20 protein-coding genes and 1 pseudogene are annotated in these 20,321 nt (G+C 44.8%); 18 read left to right on the top strand and 3 right to left on the bottom strand.

Annotated elements, in window-relative coordinates; genetic code table 11:
* The first annotated feature begins 56 nt into the window (after nt 1-56).
* The 5 genes and pseudogenes from ACMJ0U_RS05905 (at nt 57) to ACMJ0U_RS05885 (ending at nt 6,251) form a co-directional block, all read left to right on the top strand.
* On the top strand, nt 57-680 hold the full coding sequence (locus ACMJ0U_RS05905; protein ID WP_417128820.1) for a DUF4450 domain-containing protein: 624 nt from the start codon (nt 57-59) through the stop codon (nt 678-680).
* Nucleotides 677-2,116 (top strand): glycoside hydrolase family 28 protein, encoded by a 1,440-nt coding sequence (locus ACMJ0U_RS05900; protein ID WP_417128818.1) that lies wholly within the window; start codon nt 677-679, stop codon nt 2,114-2,116. The genes ACMJ0U_RS05905 and ACMJ0U_RS05900 overlap by 4 nt, the downstream gene beginning before the upstream one ends.
* A gap of 16 nt (nt 2,117-2,132) precedes the next feature.
* Nucleotides 2,133-4,070, top strand: coding sequence for a rhamnogalacturonan lyase (locus tag ACMJ0U_RS05895; RefSeq protein ID WP_417128817.1), 1,938 nt, complete (start codon nt 2,133-2,135; stop codon nt 4,068-4,070).
* A gap of 30 nt (nt 4,071-4,100) precedes the next feature.
* A pseudogene (locus ACMJ0U_RS05890) lies at nt 4,101-5,489 on the top strand (glycoside hydrolase family 88/105 protein); the annotation flags it as partial.
* Nucleotides 5,484-6,251 carry a rhamnogalacturonan acetylesterase gene (locus tag ACMJ0U_RS05885; protein ID WP_417128825.1) on the top strand — a complete coding sequence of 256 codons (768 nt, stop codon included), beginning with the start codon at nt 5,484-5,486 and terminating at the stop codon, nt 6,249-6,251. The pseudogene ACMJ0U_RS05890 and the gene ACMJ0U_RS05885, both read left to right, overlap by 6 nt.
* A 77-nt stretch (nt 6,252-6,328) precedes the next feature.
* On the opposite strand, the gene ACMJ0U_RS05880 is transcribed toward ACMJ0U_RS05885, so the two are convergent.
* Nucleotides 6,329-7,825 (bottom strand): acetyl-CoA hydrolase/transferase family protein, encoded by a 1,497-nt coding sequence (locus ACMJ0U_RS05880; protein WP_417128815.1) that lies wholly within the window; start codon nt 7,823-7,825, stop codon nt 6,329-6,331.
* Between the two features lie 42 nt (nt 7,826-7,867).
* A complete protein-coding gene (locus ACMJ0U_RS05875) occupies nt 7,868-8,212 on the bottom strand; it encodes a hypothetical protein (RefSeq protein ID WP_417128814.1) in 345 nt (114 codons plus the stop codon).
* A 122-nt stretch (nt 8,213-8,334) separates the two neighbouring features.
* Here ACMJ0U_RS05875 and miaB point away from each other — a divergent pair, with 122 nt between their 5' ends.
* On the top strand, nt 8,335-9,708 hold the full coding sequence (miaB, locus tag ACMJ0U_RS05870) for a tRNA (N6-isopentenyl adenosine(37)-C2)-methylthiotransferase MiaB (protein WP_417128812.1): 1,374 nt from the start codon (nt 8,335-8,337) through the stop codon (nt 9,706-9,708).
* A 204-nt stretch (nt 9,709-9,912) separates the two neighbouring features.
* Here miaB and ACMJ0U_RS05865 read toward each other — a convergent pair whose 3' ends face one another.
* Complete coding sequence (locus tag ACMJ0U_RS05865) at nt 9,913-10,113, bottom strand: PspC domain-containing protein (RefSeq protein WP_007559572.1); 201 nt, start codon at nt 10,111-10,113, stop codon at nt 9,913-9,915.
* Nucleotides 10,114-10,252: 139 nt separating this feature from the next.
* On the opposite strand from ACMJ0U_RS05865, the gene ACMJ0U_RS05860 reads away from it, so the two are divergent.
* The 12 genes from ACMJ0U_RS05860 to ACMJ0U_RS05805 all read left to right on the top strand — a co-directional run.
* The gene (locus tag ACMJ0U_RS05860; protein ID WP_417128810.1) at nt 10,253-11,149 is read left to right on the top strand and encodes a class I SAM-dependent methyltransferase; all 897 of its coding nucleotides are present in this window, start codon (nt 10,253-10,255) and stop codon (nt 11,147-11,149) included.
* Between the two features lie 6 nt (nt 11,150-11,155).
* Nucleotides 11,156-12,025, top strand: coding sequence for a cell division protein FtsX (locus ACMJ0U_RS05855; RefSeq protein ID WP_417128809.1), 870 nt, complete (start codon nt 11,156-11,158; stop codon nt 12,023-12,025).
* Between the two features lie 28 nt (nt 12,026-12,053).
* Nucleotides 12,054-12,302, top strand: a complete 249-nt coding sequence (locus tag ACMJ0U_RS05850; protein WP_417128807.1) for a DUF3098 domain-containing protein — start codon at nt 12,054-12,056, stop codon at nt 12,300-12,302.
* A gap of 5 nt (nt 12,303-12,307) precedes the next feature.
* Nucleotides 12,308-13,111 carry an undecaprenyl-diphosphate phosphatase gene (locus ACMJ0U_RS05845; protein ID WP_417128805.1) on the top strand — a complete coding sequence of 268 codons (804 nt, stop codon included), beginning with the start codon at nt 12,308-12,310 and terminating at the stop codon, nt 13,109-13,111.
* Nucleotides 13,112-13,141: 30 nt separating this feature from the next.
* The gene (gene truB, locus ACMJ0U_RS05840) at nt 13,142-13,846 is read left to right on the top strand and encodes a tRNA pseudouridine(55) synthase TruB (protein WP_417128803.1); all 705 of its coding nucleotides are present in this window, start codon (nt 13,142-13,144) and stop codon (nt 13,844-13,846) included.
* 17 nt (nt 13,847-13,863) lie between these two features.
* Nucleotides 13,864-14,919 (top strand): tRNA preQ1(34) S-adenosylmethionine ribosyltransferase-isomerase QueA, encoded by a 1,056-nt coding sequence (queA, locus tag ACMJ0U_RS05835; protein ID WP_417128802.1) that lies wholly within the window; start codon nt 13,864-13,866, stop codon nt 14,917-14,919.
* A gap of 12 nt (nt 14,920-14,931) precedes the next feature.
* Nucleotides 14,932-15,390 carry a 2-amino-4-hydroxy-6-hydroxymethyldihydropteridine diphosphokinase gene (gene folK, locus ACMJ0U_RS05830; protein ID WP_417128800.1) on the top strand — a complete coding sequence of 153 codons (459 nt, stop codon included), beginning with the start codon at nt 14,932-14,934 and terminating at the stop codon, nt 15,388-15,390.
* A 230-nt stretch (nt 15,391-15,620) separates the two neighbouring features.
* Nucleotides 15,621-16,916 (top strand): methionine adenosyltransferase, encoded by a 1,296-nt coding sequence (gene metK / locus ACMJ0U_RS05825; RefSeq protein WP_417128798.1) that lies wholly within the window; start codon nt 15,621-15,623, stop codon nt 16,914-16,916.
* A 670-nt stretch (nt 16,917-17,586) separates the two neighbouring features.
* Nucleotides 17,587-18,579 carry a reverse transcriptase domain-containing protein gene (locus ACMJ0U_RS05820; protein WP_417128796.1) on the top strand — a complete coding sequence of 331 codons (993 nt, stop codon included), beginning with the start codon at nt 17,587-17,589 and terminating at the stop codon, nt 18,577-18,579.
* Nucleotides 18,580-18,668: 89 nt separating this feature from the next.
* Nucleotides 18,669-19,076, top strand: coding sequence for a group II intron maturase-specific domain-containing protein (locus ACMJ0U_RS05815; protein ID WP_417128795.1), 408 nt, complete (start codon nt 18,669-18,671; stop codon nt 19,074-19,076).
* 167 nt (nt 19,077-19,243) lie between these two features.
* Nucleotides 19,244-19,831 carry a TIGR00730 family Rossman fold protein gene (locus ACMJ0U_RS05810; protein WP_417128793.1) on the top strand — a complete coding sequence of 196 codons (588 nt, stop codon included), beginning with the start codon at nt 19,244-19,246 and terminating at the stop codon, nt 19,829-19,831.
* A partial coding sequence (locus tag ACMJ0U_RS05805) for a DUF4271 domain-containing protein (RefSeq protein ID WP_417128791.1) occupies nt 19,828-20,321 on the top strand: 494 nt, incomplete at its 3' end. The genes ACMJ0U_RS05810 and ACMJ0U_RS05805, both read left to right, overlap by 4 nt.

Here is a 20,321-nt window from a genome sequence, read left to right as displayed (position 1 = left end):
TTTCAATTCAAGATGCGTAACTTTGCTGAAACAAGGATTACATTTTATCAAAAGCTATGAATTCACTGAAATCATTTGTGACTGGAATTTTTTTATGGAGCATTTTGGGGGGGATTTCTGCACAAGACAAAGCTCTTTCTTTCTCTATGCCCGATGCATCAGGCACACTCAGGCTGGGTATTATTGAAAATGACTCAAGCCGATGGCTGGATGCAAAACAAGAACATCTGAATATCCATTGCTATTCATTAAGTGATACCAAAGGATTCATTCTGGAAATCGAGAATAAGACAGAAGACATTACTCTGGGATGGGCTTTTGGAGGATGTGATGCAATCACTCCGGAAACATACATCCAACCTCAATATTGTAAAGACAACGTATTCAATGTAGAAGGTACACAGGTTACAATCTATCATGGGAAAGTTATGCAACTAAAGGTAACCAATCTCATTGTCCCTCCAGCTTCTTCTATCCGTTTGTCAGATGGACATAAACAACATACTCCATTAGAGCTTTTCACATCCGGAAAAAAAACAGATGCCCCTGTACTGGCAGCAACCTGCCTTATCCGAAAGGGAGAAAAACTATACTTCTGCGCATACAAGCAAAATGCAAAAGCCGATTATGCCGACTACATGTTACCTGAATTGTTTCACAAAGAAAAACAGCAGCCATGAATAAGACCATTATCACTTGCTTGTGGATTTTGTCTTTCTGTACAAACATGCTACAAGCAAAAATCTATAACGTAAAAGATTTTGGAGCCGTAGGTGATGGACAGCACATTGACTCTGAAGCTATCAATCAAACCATCATTCAAGCCGCCCGTGAAGGAGGTGGAACAATATATATTCCCGCTGGAAAGTATGCCTGTTACTCTATCCGACTTGCCAGCCAAATTCATCTGTATCTGGAACAAGGCGCAACAATTGTGGCTGCTTTCCCTACGTCCGAAAAGGGATACGACAAGGCAGAGCCTAATCCCCATAACAGCTATCAAGACTTCGGACACAGCCACTGGAAAAATTCCCTTATCTGGGGAATTAACCTGAAAGATATTACCATCAGTGGTTCCGGAAAGATTGACGGAAAAGGATTGACACGCGAGGAAAGCCGGCGCGACGGAGTAGGCAATAAAGCCATCAGTCTGAAAGAATGCAAGAATGTCACACTGAAAGATTTGTCCATGTTCCGCTGTGGCCATTTTGCTCTACTGGCTACAGGAGTAGACAACTTGACCATCGATAACCTGAAAGTAGATACCAACCGTGACGGATTTGACATCGACTGTTGCAAAAATGTGCGTATCAGTCGATGCAGCGTCAATACCCCATGGGATGATGCCATTGTACTAAAATCATCTTATGCACTAGGATATTTCAAAGATACGGAAAATGTAACCATCTCTGACTGCTTTGTCAGCGGATACGATCGCGGAACCACGCTCAGCGCTACCTGGGAGCTGGATGAGCCTCAGGCTCCGGACCACGGCTACCGTACCGGACGTATCAAACTGGGTACAGAATCTAGCGGAGGATTCAAAAACATTACAGTAACCAACTGTATTTTTGAGCATTGCAGGGGACTGGCTTTGGAAACAGTAGACGGAGGACATCTGGAAGACATCGAAATCAGCCATATCACCATGCGACACATTGTCAATGCAGGTATCTTTCTCCGTCTGGGAGCCCGTATGCGAAGCCCCGAAGGAACTCCAGCCGGAAGCATGAAACGCATCCGTATCAGTCACATCAATGCATACGATGTGGATTCCCGCTATTCATCTATCATCAGCGGTATCCCTAATGGGATTATAGAAGATGTTACCTTCGACCATATTCACTTGTATTATAAAGGAGGATACGCAGAAGAAGATGGAAAAAGAGAAGTTCCGGAACAAGAAAAGATTTACCCTGAACCGTGGATGTTCGGTACTATTCCGGCAAAAGGCTTCTACATTTCACATGCTAAGAATATCTCGTTTCACCACATCAATTTCTATTATGAGAAACCGGATGGACGCCCTTTATTCGTAACCAAAGATGTAGAAAACATTCGCTATACAGATATTCGGGAGAATGGAGAAGATGTTTCAATCACAATAAATCAATAATCAAATATTACATAAAATGAAGACACAAAGGAAATGGCTCATGGCATTGGCTGCCTGCAGCCTGGGAGTACTCAGCTCCGCACAAACGAATTATGATTTCAGTAAACTACAGCGAGAAAAACTCGGAAGAGGAGTTGTCGCCGTCAGAGAGAATGCACAAAAAGTAGCTGTTTCATGGAGATATCTTTCTTCCGACCCGACAGAAACTGCATTCAATGTATATCGGAACGGAAAAAAGATTGCACAAGTTCCAGCTGGAACAGGAACTTTTTATACAGACAATTATGCAGGAAACCAGAAAGCGGTCTATACGGTAAAACCTGTGGTCAATGGAAAAGAGACTTCAAATGAAGGGAGCTATACCCTTCCAGTAAATGCTCCTTCAGGATACATTGACATTCCACTGGACAAACCCGCAGACGGTGTCACACCTGCTGGAGAAAAATACAGCTACAGCCCCAACGATGCTTCCATTGGCGATGTAGATGGAGATGGGAACTATGAAATTATCCTGAAATGGGACCCTTCTAACGCACACGACAATGCACACGATGGCTACACAGGAAACGTATATTTCGACTGCTACCGCCTGACCGGAGAAAAACTATGGCGCATTGATATGGGAAAGAACATACGCGCCGGTGCTCACTACACCCAGTTTATGGTATATGACCTGGACGGAGACGGAAAAGCAGAAATTGTAATGAAGACCTCAGACGGTACCATTGATGGAAAAGGAAAAGTGATTGGAGATGCCACAGCCGACTATCGCGAGCCGGGAAATCCGAACCAGCCTAAAGGCGGAGATTTTCCTCCCAACGATCCGAGAGGGAAAGGAAAGCCCACCGATCCTCTTCGTAACCAAGGACGTATTCTGACAGGAAATGAATATCTGACTGTCTTCAACGGACTGACCGGCGAAGCCATGCAAACCATTGACTATATCCCGCCACGCGGCGATTTAAAAGGTTGGGGAGATGAACGCGCCAACCGTAGCGATCGTTTCCTGGCGTGTATCGCTTACCTGGATGGGATTCATCCTAGCGTAGTCATGTGCCGTGGATATTACACACGCACCGTACTGGCTGCATTCGACTGGAATGGAAAAGAATTGAAACAACGCTGGGCATTCGACAGTAACAATCCGGGGTGTGAGAAATATGCCGGACAAGGAAATCATAACCTCCGTGTGGGAGATGTAGATCAAGATGGATGTGATGAAATTGTATATGGCTCCTGTACATTCGACCACGACGGGAAAGGGCTTTATTCCACTGAAATGGGGCACGGAGATGCCATGCACCTCACCCAATTTGATCCGGCTTCTGCCAGCCTGCAAGTATGGGCCTGCCATGAAAACCGGAAAGACGGTTCTTCATTCCGTGATGCAAAAACAGGAAAGGTCTTGTTTCAATACCCAGACAAAACAGATGTAGGGCGTTGTATGGCTGCCGAAATAGACCCGACCAGCCCTGGTGTGGAAATGTGGTCACCGGCCTCAGGAGGCATTCGCAACATCAAAGGGGAAGTGGTGGCAGAAAAAGTGCCCGGACTATCTTACAACATGGCTGTATGGTGGGATGGCGACCTGCTTCGTGAACTGCTTGACAAAGGAAAAGTAAGCAAATACGACTGGAAAAACAAACGCTGCAATACCATCTTTACATTTGAAGGATGCGCATTTAACAATGGCACGAAATCCAACCCCTCACTTCAGGGCGACCTTATCGGTGACTGGAGAGAAGAAGTGCTGGTCCGTACGGAAGACAACAAGTCTCTCCGCTTGTATGTAACCACCATTCCTACTGAATATCGCTTCCACACTTTCCTGGAAGATCCCGTATATCGAATCAGTATCGCTACACAGAACGTGGCTTACAACCAACCCACTCAACCAGGTTTCTATATCGGACCGGAACTAAAAGGTACTTTCAGAGGATATAAATTCAAATAACCCATTACGCTTACATTTAAACCTAGTTATATGAATAAACTCGTCTTAAACTTTGCACTGCTGGCGGCACTTTCTGCCGGTCTTAGTGCTCATGCACAAAAGCAAAAGGAAGTCATAAATGACTCCAACACTCCGCTTCATCTCTTACAGCCTGACTATCAGGTAGGGTATGGAATTGTATCAGCCGAAGATATCAAAAAAGACATGGACCGTGTCTTGAGATACCTGGAAAGCAACACACCGACCAGAGTAGTTGACAAACGCAATGGAAAAGTCATTACCGACTATGCGAATATGGATACCAATGCACAATTGGAAAGAGGAACTTTCCGTCTGGCCAGCTACGAATGGGGAGTTACTTACTCAGCCATGCTGGCTGCCGCAGAAGCTACGGGTGACGAAGCCTACAAAAAATACGTGTACGACCGATTCAAATTCTTGTCGGAAGTAGCTCCGTACTTTAAAAAAGTATATGAAAAATACGGTACAACCGATGCACAGATGCTTCAGATTCTGACTCCTCATGCACTGGATGATGCGGGAGCAGTATGTGCCGCCATGATGAAAGCGCAGATGAAAGACAAAAGCCTGAAACTACAGGACATGATTGACAATTACTTCCATTTCATCATGTACAAAGAGCATCGTCTGGCCGACGGTACATTTGCCCGTAACCGTCCTTACCACAACACACTGTGGCTGGACGACATGTTCATGGGTATCCCCTCTGTTGCTTTGATGGGACGCTATGCCTCTGACCACAATGACAAATACTATCAGGAAGCCGTACGCCAGGTACTGCAATTTGCAGAACGTATGTTCGTACCAGAAAAAGGCCTGTTCCGCCACGGATGGGTAGAAGGCATGAAAGACCATCCGGCTTTCCACTGGGGCCGAGCCAACGGATGGGCTATCCTTACCATGTGTGAAGTGCTGGATGTACTTCCGACTGATTATCCCGGACGCGATAAAATTATCAGCCTGTTGCAGGCACACGTTCGCGGACTAGCGGCCTGTCAAAGCAAAGACGGTTTCTGGCATCAGTTGCTCGACCGAAATGATTCTTACCTGGAATCCTCCGCTACAGCTCTTTACGTATACTGTATGGCACATGCCATCAATAAAGGATGGATTGACGCCATGGCATACGGTCCGGTAGTGCAACTGGGATGGCATGCCGTATCTTCTGCCATCAATGCCCAAGGACAGGTAGAAATGACCTGCGTAGGAACTGGTATGGGATATGACCCGGCATTCTATTACTACCGTCCGGTAAATGTATATGCAGCCCATGGTTATGGTCCTGTCATCTGGGCCGGAGCTGAAATGCTCAATTTACTGAAACACCAGCATCCGCGTATGAACGACAGCGCCGTGCATTTCTATCCTACAGAACAGCAGACGAAAGAACCTATCTTCTTCTATTCTGAGCCGGGAAATCCACGTGAATTTGTAGCAGGAGCAAGCCGTATCAACGAAAAGAGTCCTGTCGCTTTCCTGATTGGAGACTCTACTGTGAAATGTGGAGCCGGCAACGGAGAAGAGAACAAATGGGGATGGGGAAGTTACCTGCAGAACTATTTTGATACCACCCGTATCAGCATCGAGAACTGTGCATTGGGAGGAAGAAGCAGCCGTACTTATTTCACGGAAGGTCTTTGGAACCGTGTACTTCCTGCCATCAAACCAGGTGATTATGTATTGATTGATTTCGGACACAATGACGGCGGCCCGATGAATACCGGACGCGCACGCGCTTCGCTGCCAGGTACTGGAGAAGATACTAAAAAAGTAGTCATGGAAAAAGACGGAAGCACAGAAGAAGTATACAGCTTCGGACACTATATCCGCATGTATATCCGTCAGGCCAAAGCCAAAGGAGCAAAGGTAATCGTAATGTCACACACTCCGGGCAACCGCTGGACCGACAACCGCATGAACCGCTGTGACCAGACTTACGGTAAATGGTCAAAAGAAGTAGCAGAACAGGAAGGTGTAAGCTTTATTGACTTGAACGACCTGACTGCCAAGAAATTTGAAGCCATGGGAAAAGAAAAGACAGCCGCTTACTATGCAGACTCTGTACACAACACTCAGGAAGGTGCTGTATTGAATGCAGAATCAGTGGTAGAAGGTATCCGTTCACTCCAGAACTGTGACCTGAAAGACTATCTGAAATAACCTTTTACAGATAAAAATCAATGCCCCGTACTGCTCAATTCAATACGGGGCATTTTTATGGAATGGTGTACCTTTCTTTACTTCTGGAACTCGGCCCAGTCTGTCAGACGCATGTCACCTTTATTGATAAACACCTGATGCATACCCAGTGCAGCAGAAAGACTGTGACAAGTCTGTCCTTTTGTCGAAATCTTCAAATAATCCCAAAGCAACTGCTTGTAATCAGGATGCGCACAGTTCTCGATAACCGCTTCCGCACGTTCCATCGGACTCTTTCCACGCAAGTCGGCTATACCCTGTTCAGTAATAATGACATTTACCGAATGTTCACTATGGTCCAGATGAGACACCATCGGTACGATAGAGCTGATACAACCTCCCTTGGCTGTCGACGGACAAGAGAAAATAGAAATATATGCACTGCGGGTAAAGTCGCCGGAACCTCCGATACCGTTCATCATCTTAGTTCCGCAAATATGAGTAGAATTGACGTTGCCATAAATATCTGCTTCAATAGCGGTATTCATGGAAATCACACCAATACGGCGAACCACCTCCGGACAGTTGGATATTTCGGAAGGACGCAACACCAGTTTATGACGGAAAAAGTCCATATTATCATAAATATCTTGCAAACAGTCATTGGTCACACTCAAAGAGCAGGTACTACCAAACTTGATTCTACCCTCTTTCACCAGTTTAATGACCGAATTCTGTATCACTTCCGTGTACATTTCAAAAGGAGGAATACTGGGGTCCTTACCCAATGCACTCAATACCGCGTTGGCAATGTTTCCTACTCCCGACTGCAAGGGAAGGAAAGTGGAAGGAATGATTCCTCTACGCATGTCCGAAGCTAAGAACTCAGCCACATTCTGACCTATTTTATCTGTTACAGGATCAGATTCATGGAAACCACGTGCCTCATCCGGCATATTGGTCTCCACCACACCTATAACCTTGGAAGGGTCTACCTGAATATAAGGAAGGCCGATACGGTCGCTAGGACGTACAATAGGAATCGGACGACGGAAAGGAGGACGCTCCATTTCATACAAATCGTGCATACCTATCAGGCTTTTGCTATGTGCGGCATTCAATTCCACAATGACTTTATCAGCCAGTCGTGCAATGGTAGGTGTGATACCCACCCCTGCAGTAAGATAAATACGTCCGTCTTCCGTAATTTCACAAGCTTCTATAATAGCCACACTCACATGCCCCAGGAAACCTGAGCGCAAACGTTGAGCCACTTGTGAGAGGTGAATGTCTGTATAATTGATTTCGCCGTTATTCACAGCCTTGCGGAAGTCTGTATTAGTGGTATAAGGAGCACGGAACTTAATGGCATGTGCACGTGTCAACATCCCGTCACAAGAATCTCCCGTTGAAGCTCCCGTTATCACACCTATCTGAAAGGCTTCTCCCCTTGCATGTTTTTCCTCTGCTATTTTCGCTAACTCTGCGGTCACAGCCTTCGGACTTCCTGCAGGGGTAAAGCCACTAAGTCCAACAATGTCCCCATCCTTAATATAGCTGGCAGCTTCGGCTGCCGTAATGAAGTTAAAGCTCATAGTATAAAGTGTTTTTTATGTTAGTATTAAAAAGTTAGTCAATCAATCATATTTACGGCGGAAAATCTCAGAATAAATAAAAGCCCTCCTCGCATCTGCTGCATTACGGAGCGCAATTTCAGGCTTTTGCTCCTCCTTTTTCGATATATTCAACTCTTGTTCCTGGCAAGAAGACTTGACAGAGGTATATTTCTGCTTCCTCCTTGTTTTCGGAGCAGGAGGAGGTATCACTTCTTCAGTAATCTCGTCTTCCACAGAAAAAGGTGCTGCCGGAGGTGTCTGTCTTACGGTTTTTACACGCCTCGACTTCTTCCGTTTCTGAGACCTGGCCTGAAAAAGCCCCCAACTGATGATACCCAGAAAAACAAGAATTTGAATTACATCCATAAATATGAAGTGTTAAGGTTTTCTTCAAAGATACGAATAAAATCTATATCTCCTACCCTTTTTATGGAAGTTAACCAAGAAACAGATATCTTTGCAAGCAAATTTTTAATATAGAAAACCTTATGACAAAAGAAGTAACAGGAGCAGACTTTAAATCTGCAACTGAAAACGAAAACAAAAAACTGTTTATTGAAACGTACGGATGCCAGATGAATGTGGCAGACAGTGAAGTAATTGCATCTATCATGCAAATGGCCGGATACGCTCCTTGCGATACACTGGAAGAGGCCGATGCCGTGTTCATGAATACCTGTTCTATTCGTGACAATGCAGAGCAGAAAATCCTGAACCGACTGGAATTTTTCCATTCTTTGCGCAAAAAAAGGAAGCACCTGATTGTGGGAGTGCTGGGATGTATGGCCGAACGAGTAAAAAATGAACTGATTGAAAAGCATCATGTAGACTTGGTAGCCGGCCCGGATGCCTATCTGACCCTCCCCGACCTGGTTGGAGCCGTAGAGGCGGGAGAAAAGGCCATCAATGTGGAACTCTCTACAACGGAAACTTACCGCGACGTGATTCCTTCACGCATTTGCGGAAACCATATTTCGGGCTTTGTTTCCATCATGCGGGGGTGCAACAATTTCTGCCATTATTGTATCGTGCCCTACACACGCGGACGTGAACGCAGCCGTGACGTGGAAAGCATATTGAACGAAGTACGCGACCTCCAACGAAAAGGCTACAAGGAAGTAACCCTGCTGGGACAAAACGTCAACTCATACCTTTTCGAGAAAGACGGCCAGACGGTAACCTTCCCCATGTTGCTACGCATCGTAGCCGAAGCAGTGCCCGACATGCGCGTACGCTTCACTACTTCACATCCGAAAGACATGAGTGACGAAACGCTTCATGTCATTGCAGAAGTGCCCAATGTGTGCAAGCATATCCACCTGCCCGTACAGAGCGGAAGTTCACGCATCCTGAAACTGATGAACCGTAAATACACCCGCGAATGGTATCTGGAAAGAGTAGCCGCCATCCGGAGAATCATCCCCGACTGCGGACTCAGTACCGACATTTTCTCGGGCTTCCATTCTGAAACAGAAGAAGACCATCAGATGTCTTTGTCGCTGATGCGTGAATGTGCTTACGACTCAGCTTTCATGTTCAAATATTCTGAGCGTCCGGGCACATACGCTTCCAAGCATCTTCCGGACGACGTGCCCGAAGAAATAAAAATTCGCCGGTTGAATGAAATGATTGAACTGCAGAACCAGCTTTCTGCCGAAAGCAATGCCAAAGATGTAGGAAAAACTTTCGAAGTATTGGTAGAAGGTGTATCCAAGCGCTCTAAAGAACAGCTGTTTGGCCGTACGGAACAAAATAAGGTAGTAGTCTTTGACCGTGGCAGCCACCGTATCGGTGACTTTGTAAAGGTAAAAATCACAGAATCCAGTTCTGCTACCCTGAAAGGTATAGAAGTAACTGAATAATTCTTATTGAAATAGCTCAGAGAAGCCTCAATAAAAGCCTGCAAGCATATTGAAAAAAATGCTTGCAGGCTTTTTAGGTTTCACAAGACGAGAACCTACGTTTCCGGCATGAGAAACATAGGTTTCCGCTCCGCAAAACATACGGTTCACACGAGGAAAACCTAAACAATTACAGCACGTATGCTACTTTATACAAGTCTGTTTTTAATTACTTTCTCTTCCGGCTTCCGGCATCACCAGCCAGAGAATCAAATAAACCAACCCACCGGAAAAAGCTGTAAAAAATGTAGCCAGCACATAAATAATACGCACCAGAGTAATATCCCATCCAAAGTAATCGGCTATTCCAGCACAGACCCCACCTATCATACGATTGTTTGACCGTGTCAATCTCTTTTTCTCCATAATCTTATTGGCAAATATTCATTATTCGGGGCTAAGTTACAAAAAACATACAGAAAGCATCCTATACTCTTAAAAACTTTTAAAGAAAATCAGTCTATAGGCTTTTTATTTGTTATTTTGCAGCAAATTAGGGAATAAAGTGAATATACTGAAAATAGATAAATGTCCACTTTGTGGAGGAAACCATTTTGAGGAGGTAATGACATGCACGGACCACTATGCTTCCGGTGAGTCCTTTCAAATTTGTCGTTGCAAAGACTGCGGTTTCCAGTTCACTCATCCTGTTCCGGTTGAAGCAGAAATAGGACGCTACTACGAAACTCCAGATTATATTTCACACAGTGATACGCACAAAGGGTTGATGAACCGTGTATATCACTGGGTGCGTCGCATAATGCTTTCCCGTAAAGCACGCCTTGTCAAGCATAATTCCAGATTAAGCAAAGGCAACCTGCTGGATATTGGTACCGGCACGGGCTATTTCCCTCATTTCATGCAGGAAAAGGGATGGAACGTTTCCGCTATCGAAAAAAGTCCCCAAGCCCGCCAGTTTGCCAGAGAGCATTTTGAACTGGATGTGGCAGCTCCGGAGGCCCTCCATGAATTTGCCGACAAATCGTTCGATGTCATTACGTTATGGCATGTTATGGAGCACCTGGAACATCTGAATGAAACCTGGGAAACACTGAAGCGTATCTTGAAAGACCAGGGCATACTCATTGTAGCCGTGCCCAATCCCACTTCATTCGATGCCGAGAAGTACAAAGAAATGTGGGGCGCCTACGATGTTCCCCGACATTTGTGGCATTTCAGCCCTTCCGTCATGCAGCAGTTTGGAGCCAAACACGACTTTATTCTCTGCGAACGGCATCCGATGCCTTTTGATGCGTTTTATGTATCGATGCTGAGCGAGAAATACCGGAAAAGTGCTTTCCCGTTCATAAAAGGACTGATTACCGGAACGGAAGCATGGATTGTTTCACTGACCAAGAAAGACCGGAGCAGTTCCATGATTTATGTATTCAGAAAAAAATAAGAAATTATGAGTCAGAAGTCGGGTAGCCTTTTCGATATGCAATTCATTACCTCCTGCATCAGTACGATGCTGGTACTGCTGTTGTTGGGTATGGTGGTCTTTTTTGTCATGACCGCCAACAATCTTTCTGTATACGTACGCGAAAATATTAATTTTTCCGTTCTCCTCAACGACGACATGAAAGAAGCAGAGGCCATCCGTTTCCAAAAGCAGCTGGAAGAAGAGCCTTTTGTGAAGCAGGCCACCTACATATCGAAAGCACAGGCTCTGAAAGAACAGACAGAAGCCATGGGAACAGATCCGGCTGAATTCTTAGGCTATAATCCGTTTACGGCTTCCATCGAAATCAAGCTCAATGCAGCATACGCCAATTCTGACAGCCTGAACTGGATTCAGGAAAAGCTGCTGGACAATAAAAAAGTCATTGAAGTAAATTATCCGCAGGACCTGATTGACACCATCAACCAGAACATACGCAAAATCAGCATGTTTCTGTTAGGGCTGGCTGCTTTGCTCACCCTTATTTCATTTGCATTGATCAACAATACCATACGACTGACCATTTACTCCAAGCGTTTTCTGATTCACACCATGAAGCTGGTAGGTGCAAGCTGGTCATTCATCCGGCGACCGTTCATTGTCAGAAATGTATGGATAGGTATTCTTGCAGCAGCTATGGCCAATGCCCTGCTTATCAGCATGTCCTACATGCTCGTCAATTATGAACCAGGGCTACTGGAACTTATTACTCCAGAAGTTATGCTTTGTGTAATGGGAGCGGTCTTTATTTCGGGCATCCTCATTGCCACTTTATGTGCCTATATCTCCATCAACAAATATTTGAAGATGAAAGCTGGAGATTTATATCGCCTTTAATGTTCACACTAAATAGACAAAATTCATTATGGACAAAAAAAGTTTTGCTTTTGATAAAACAAACTTCATACTGCTTGGTATTGGTATGATAGTCATTATCATCGGATTTCTGTTAATGAGCGGACCGGGCTCCACTGAAACAACTTTCGAACCGGATATTTTCAGTGTACGCCGAATCAAGGTAGCTCCCGTCGTTTGTTTTTTGGGATTTATTTTCATGATTTATGGCATCCTGCGAAAACCTAAAGACAAAGAAGAAACAATTACTAAAGAATAAATGCAATGAGTTGGTTTGAAGCCTTAATTTTAGGTATCCTGCAGGGACTGACAGAATACCTCCCCGTAAGTAGTAGTGGACACCTTGCCATCGGATCGGCCTTGTTCGGCATTCAGGGTGAAGAAAATCTGACCTTCACCGTAGTGGTTCACATTGCTACCGTACTGAGTACACTGGTTATCTTGTGGAAAGAAATTGACTGGATTTTCCGGGGACTGTTTAAATGGAAAATGAATGACGAAACCAGATATGTCATCAACATTCTTGTATCTATGATTCCTATCGGCATTGTCGGAGTATTCTTTAAAGATTACGTAGAAGAAATTTTCGGCTCCGGTTTGCTGATTGTAGGATGCATGTTGTTACTGACTGCCGTGTTGCTGGCTTTTTCTTATTACGCCAAACCTCGGCAGAAAGAAAAAATCAGCCTGCGTGATGCATTCATCATCGGACTGGCTCAGGCCTGTGCGGTCATGCCGGGATTGTCACGTTCAGGAAGCACCATCGCTACCGGACTGATTTTAGGAAACAAAAAGGAAACACTGGCACAATTCTCCTTTCTGATGGTTATTCCTCCTATTTTAGGGGAAGCACTACTTTCCGGAATGGAAATAGTAAAGAATGCCTCAGCCGCTAATGCACAAATCAGTATGAGCGCACTCATTATAGGTTTCCTGGCAGCCTTTGTATCAGGCTGTGTGGCTTGCAAGTGGATGATTAACATTGTGAAGAAAGGAAAATTGATATGGTTCGGCGTATATTGCGCCATTGCCGGAGTAATTACAATTGCATGCAGTCTGCTGGGATAAGCAGCCTCAACAACAATTTACAACCGAAGAATGAATTTCAAAGAAGGAGAAGTACTCTATTTTGACAAGCCACTGCGATGGACCTCTTTTGCGGTGGTCAATAAGATAAGATACCACATCAGCCGCAAGCTAGGTGTAAAGAAAATAAAAGTAGGACATGCCGGAACACTCGACCCGCTGGCTACCGGAGTGATGATTATCTGTACCGGAAAGGCTACAAAACGCATCGAGGAGTTCCAGTATCACACCAAAGAATACATTGCCACCCTCCAGCTTGGAGCAACCACCCCTTCGTTTGACCTGGAAAAGGAAATTGACGCGACTTATCCCACTGACCATATCACCAAAGAAATGGTCGAGGAAACATTAAAGAAGTTTGTCGGCACCATTGAACAGGTACCACCGGCATTTTCCGCATGCAAAATAGATGGTAAGCGCGCATACGACCTGGCCAGAAAAGGAGATGAAGTGGAACTGAAACCCAAGATTCTGGTTATCGATGAAATCGAGTTGCTGGAATGCAACCTGCCGGAAATTAAGATACGGGTAGTCTGCAGCAAAGGTACTTACATACGGGCTTTGGCCAGAGACATTGGCGAAGCGCTGCAAAGCGGTGCCCACCTGACCGGACTGGTTCGCACACGGGTAGGAGAAGTGAAGCTGGAAGACTGCATGAAAGTGGAAGATTTTGAAGCCTGGCTCGACCAGCAAGATATAGAAGTTATAAACGATTAAGGAAAGAAAGGAAGAAGATGAAACTGTCACAATTCAAATTCAAGTTGCCGGAAGAAAAAATCGCTCTTTATCCGGCTAAATACAGAGATGAATCCCGCCTGATGGTAATTCACAAGTCAACCGGAGAAATTGAACATGTCAATTTTAAGGATATACTGAACTATTTCGACGACAAAGACGTGTTTATCTTTAACGATACCAAGGTCTTTCCTGCTCGTTTATATGGTAACAAGGAAAAGACAGGTGCCCGCATTGAGGTTTTCCTGCTCCGTGAGTTGAACGAAGAACTGCGCTTGTGGGATGTACTGGTAGACCCTGCCCGTAAAATCCGTATAGGCAACAAACTGTATTTCGGCGATGATGATTCTATGGTAGCCGAAGTAATTGACAATACGACTTCTCGCGGGCGTACCCTCCGCTTTTTGTACGACGGTCCTCATGATGAATTCAAGAAGGCTCTGTATGCTCTGGGAGAACCTCCATTGCCTCCTTTCATTCATCGTCCGGCAGAACCGGAAGACGAAGAACGTTTCCAGACTATCTACGCAAAAAATGAAGGTGCTGTAACTGTTCCGGCAGCTGGTCTTCACTTCAGCCGTGAGCTTATGAAACGCATGGAAATCAAGGGCATTGATTTTTCTTTCATCACCATGCATGCCGGACTGGGCAATTTCCGCGACATCGATGTAGAAGATTTGACCAAACATAAAATGGATTCTGAACAGATGTTCATCAACGCGGAAGCTTGCCGTATTGTCAACGAAGCCAAAGACAGAGGCAACAAGGTATGCGCCATAGGCACTACCGTAATGCGTGCCATTGAAACAGCCGTAGGCACAGACGGCCACTTGAAAGAATTCGAAGGATGGACTAATAAGTTTATTTTCCCTCCATACGATTTTTCAGTAGCCAACGCCATGGTGAGCAATTTTCACATGCCGCTTTCTACCATGCTGATGCTTGTGTGTGCTTACGGAGGATATGAACTTGTCATGGATGCCTATAACACCGCACTGAAAGAGGACTACCGTTTCGGTACATACGGTGATGCCATGCTGATTCTGGATAAATAAACCCGTCATTCTATGGCAACAGTTTATCTGGGATTAGGTACAAATCTTGGCGATAAAGAAGCTAATTTACGTACCGCCATCTATAAACTACAGGAAAGGATAGGGAAGCAGGTTTCCCTGTCCTCTTTTTATGAAACAGCCCCTTGGGGATTTGAATCAGACCACAGCTTTCTCAATGCTGCAATAGGACTGGATACCAGCCTCTCTCCTATCGAGATACTGCACATCACACAGGAAATAGAGAAGGAGCTTGGCCGAACCCAGAAATCGGTCAATGGCAGCTACAGCGACCGCCTTATCGACATCGATATTCTTTTATACGACAGCCTCGTGCTACATACACCGGAACTCACAATTCCCCACCCTTTGATGACAGAAAGAGACTTTGTGATGCAACCGCTAGTAGAAATTGCAGGAAATGTAATCCACCCTATCCGGCAAAAAACATTGTCAGAAATATATCAGGAATGATTTGCCAACAGGCAAAGAGCATAAAGCTATGTTAAAAACAAAATGAAATTGTAATAATTCCAATTTATATCGCTATCTTTGCGGCGAAAATAAAAAGTGGAAAGATTTGAGTAGCTTGCAACCACGGAAAAAAATGCTAAAACACATTGTTATTTCTCCGAAGATTACTTCTCTACTCTGTCCGTACACGGATAAAAACAAACCATTAACAACTTTAATTTACCACAACAATGGGATACTTATTCACATCCGAATCGGTGTCTGAAGGACACCCCGACAAAGTGGCCGATCAAATTTCGGACGCTGTGCTTGACAAACTGTTGGCTTACGACCCCAGTTCAAAAGTAGCTTGCGAAACTCTGGTAACTACCGGACAAGTGGTACTGGCAGGAGAAGTGAAAACCAAAGCGTATATTGATTTGCAGCGCGTAGCACGCGAAGTAATTAATAAGATAGGCTATACCAAGAGCGAATACATGTTCGAAGGTAATTCATGCGGTGTATTCTCTGCCATTCATGAACAAAGTCCTGACATCAACCGCGGAGTAGAACGTGAAGACCCGATGAATCAGGGTGCTGGCGACCAAGGTATGATGTTCGGTTATGCCACTAACGAAACGGAAAATTACATGCCGTTGTCGCTCGACCTGTCACACAAGCTGCTGATGGTATTGGCTGACATCCGCCGTGAAGGAAAAGTGATGACTTACCTTCGCCCGGATTCAAAGAGTCAGGTAACTATTGAATACGATGATAACCGCCGTCCGGTACGCATTGATACCATCGTAGTATCTACCCAGCACGACGAATTTATCCAGCCGGAAAACGACTCTAAAGAAGCACAGTTAAAGGCCGACGAAGAAATGCTGGCACAGATTCGCAAGGACGTAATTGAAATCCTGATGCCGCGTGTGGTTGCCGAAATCCATAACCCGCAGGTACTGGCTTTGTTCAATGACCAGATTAAATACCACGTGAATCCGACAGGTAAGTTCGTGATTGGTGGTCCTCACGGTGATACCGGACTGACTGGCCGCAAGATTATTGTAGATACTTACGGCGGTGCCGGAGCTCACGGAGGAGGTGCTTTCTCAGGAAAAGACCCCAGCAAGGTAGACCGTAGCGCTGCATACGCCGCACGCCACATTGCCAAGAATCTGGTAGCTGCCGGAGTAGCAGATGAAGTACTGGTACAGGTTTCATACGCCATCGGAGTGGCACGTCCTATCAATATCTATGTAAATACTTACGGACGTAGCAATGTAGCTTTGACCGACGGAGAAATCGCAAAGAAAGTGGATGAAATCTTCGATATGCGTCCGCGTGCCATCGAAGAACGCCTGAAACTGCGTAACCCGATTTACAGTGAAACTGCCGCCTACGGACACATGGGTCGTGAACCGCAAATCGTTACCAAACATTTCGAATCGGCTTACGAAGGCAACAAAGACGTAGAAGTGGAACTCTTCACTTGGGAGAAACTGGATTACGTAGACAAAGTGAAAGAAGCTTTCGGATTAAAATAAGCTGAAACCTTCCACTAACCATATAGAGGGCTTGATACATCGAAAGATGATCAAGCCTTTTTTGCTGGCATAACAGTTTGGCTATGCACTCACCTTTACCTATCTTTGCAAAAAACGTGCGACAAGAAGTCGTACAAGTAATTGTTCAGCATGATGTCTGAACCTGTTGTTCCGTCAACAGTAGCCTAAAGAGGCGTGCTTTACGAGTAATTGTGTGGTGCGAAGCCCTCTTGATAATATGGTACTATGCAGAAATATCCAATGCATAGGCTGTTAGGCTGACCGATATGAGTAACGGATGTGAACCGCTGCACCATCGTAACAAAGAAATAGCTTACGGATATTTACAAGCTATAGCCAAAAGGCGAGCAGTCAGGATGGTTCTCTGTCTTTAAGGACTACACGGATGTAGTACTGCCGGTGGAAGGGCGGACTCTAAGTCGGTCGTCAGTTACTTGTACGGAACTTGGTAAGCCCGTATTTCTCCTGCCTTTATCGGGCAGGTAAGCCAATCGCAAGAGAAGCCGAATGGGGTGCGGGTAAAGGATTGCGGAGAAAGCGAACGCTTCCGTGTAATGCGGAGGATAGAGGTTTTAACGTCACCTCATGCGAAAGCAGGCAGACTTCCGCAGGGTAATTCTTTGTGAAACGATTGTAGAACTTTACTGAAATGAAGAAACAGCAAAGGAGCGAGGCGAAAGCCGAGTGTGCATCTTCAGCCAAGCGCAACACGACATGGAAAAGCATAGACTTCTCCAAATGTGAGCGTAAGGTTAAAAAGCTGCAAATCCGAATAGCAAAGGCTCAGAAAGAAAAGAGGTATAACAAGGTGAAAGCTTTGCAGCACCTCCTTGTCACTTCGTTTGAAGCCAAGGCATTGGCAGTAAGGAAAGTGACCTCCAATAAAGGCAAGCGCACGGCAGGGGGTGACCACATAAAGTGGGACACCGATGCCAAGAAAATAGAAGCTATACGTTCTTTGACACGGAGAGGATATAAAGCCCTCCCATTGAAAAGGGTCAACATACCCAAAGCAAACGGCAAGACAAGACCGTTAGGGATACCGACCATGAAAGACAGAGCCATGCAGGCACTGTACCTTATGGCATTGGAACCCATAACGGAGAACGAAGCGGATGCAAACTCTTACGGATTCAGAAAGTTCAGAAGTACGGCAGATGCGATAGACGCACTCCACAGATGGCTAAGCAAAAGTTATTCTCCCGAATGGATATTGGAGGGAGACATAAAAGGCTGCTTCGACCATATCAGCCATGAATGGCTTCTCGATAACGTACGAATCGACAGGCAGATATTAAGGAAATGGCTTAAAAGTGGAGTTGTATTCAACAGACTGCTTCAACCGACTCTTGAAGGAACACCGCAGGGTGGCATCATATCACCGACACTTGCAAATGCAACTCTGGACGGCATGGAAAGGATGCTTAAGGAAAAGTACAAGGTAAGTTATGTTAATGGAAAACTGTACTACCCCAAAGTCAATCTTGTAAGATATGCGGACGACTTCATTGTCACTGCCGACAAAAGGGAAACGTTACTTGAAATAAAGGAAATGTTGACAGCCTTTTTAAAGGAAAGAGGACTTACACTATCCGAGGAGAAGACACTGATAACACATATCAGTGAGGGATTTGACTTTTAGGTTTCAATGTACGGAAGTACAACGGAACATTGTTAATAAAGCCGTCAAAGAAAAGTCAGAAACGTTTCACTGAAAAGCTGCATGAGGTTGTGCTGACCAAAGGTAAGGCATTATCCCAGCAGGAGCTGGTAGAGAAACTTAATCCTATAATAAGGGGATGGGGTAACTACTACAGCCATGTGGTATCAAAGGAGGTGTTCTGTAGATGTGACCATATCCTGGTAAACCAACTTAAGAGATGGTCATATCGCAGACATACCAACAAGTCAAGGGAATGGATAAGGAAGAAGTATTTTATCCGTAAAGGTTGCAGAAATTGGATTTTCGGTTTTGAATATGTATGTGGAGGAATAAAGGAGAAGTTCACAGTACAACAACTGACAGAGATTCCAATCAAGCGACACATAAAGATAAAATGCGAAGCCAATCCGTTCGACCCATCATGGGACGAATACTTCGAGAGACGGAAACTCAAAAGTGCCCGTCAACGTGCGTAAAGAAGACTTTATCGGAAACAAGTCATCAAAAGATGATTATGAGCCGATTTAATTTTATGAGAATTAAATTTAGAATTATCGGAGCTGTATGCGGTGAAAATCGCACGTACAGTTCTTAATGGGGAAAGCGACAGCAATGCCGCTGACCTACATAACTAACAAAGACGATGAACAATATCAATAACATATGCGTATACAGTGCTTCCAGCACTAAAATTGACTCTATCTATTTCGAAGCAGCTGAAGAGCTTGGAAAAATTCTTGCACAGAAACACATCAACCTTATCAACGGAGCCGGATGCCTCGGACTAATGTGCCGTATCAGTGATGCTACCCTTGCTGCCGGTGGAACCGTGACCGGCGTGATCCCTCGTTTTATGGTAGAGCAAGGCTGGCATCACAAAGGATTGACCCGGCTGATAGAAACGGAAAGCATGCATGAACGTAAACGACTTATGGCCGACCTGTCCGACGGAGTCATTGCCCTGCCAGGAGGATGTGGCACATTAGAAGAACTGCTGGAAGTCATCACATGGAAACAACTTGGACTATATCTGAAACCTATTGTCATACTGAATATCAACGGATTTTATAATCCTCTGCTGGAAATGCTTCAACAAGCCATCTCACAGAACTTCATGCGGAAAGAACATGGAAACATCTGGCATGTGGCACAAACTCCAGAAGAAGCAGTAAATTTATTGTATACTATCCCATACTGGAGCAAAAAAATTCGTAAATTTGCCGCAATATGAATAAGTTCTGCCATACCGGTTTCTCACAGATTCAAGAACTCTACAACCAGCACGTAGAGCAAATAGACAGTGCACTACAGCACTGTAAGGAAACACCATGTACAAACGGTATGGCAGGAGAACCTATCCCTTACCAGCTTCGTAATGACTTAACGGTTACCGGAGTAGTATTTCTTTGCTTTTTTCTGGCTATTTACTCTCTGAAAAACGGGAAAAAATACTTATACCAACATGTCAAAAGTTTTTTCCGCCATAAAGAAAGAGCTGGACTGTTTGACGATACCTCCAGCTTCAACATTCGCTATACTCTTGCGTTGGGAAGTATAAGTTGCATTTCAGCCGGACTGTTTGTCTACGATTTCTTCTCTAAAACCGAGCCATTCCTTTTTCAAACAGTTTCACATTGTGTCATTCTGTGTATTTATATCTCCTGCATCCTGCTCACAGTTGCAGAAAAAGCCTTTTTATACCAATTTGTCAACTGGATTTT

The sequence above is a fragment of the Phocaeicola sp. genome (genome assembly GCF_048170425.1).
Taxonomy (GTDB): Bacteria; Bacteroidota; Bacteroidia; order Bacteroidales; family Bacteroidaceae; genus Phocaeicola.
The sequence above is the reverse complement of the archived record's forward strand: the minus strand, read 5'-3'. Positions and strand labels throughout refer to the sequence as shown.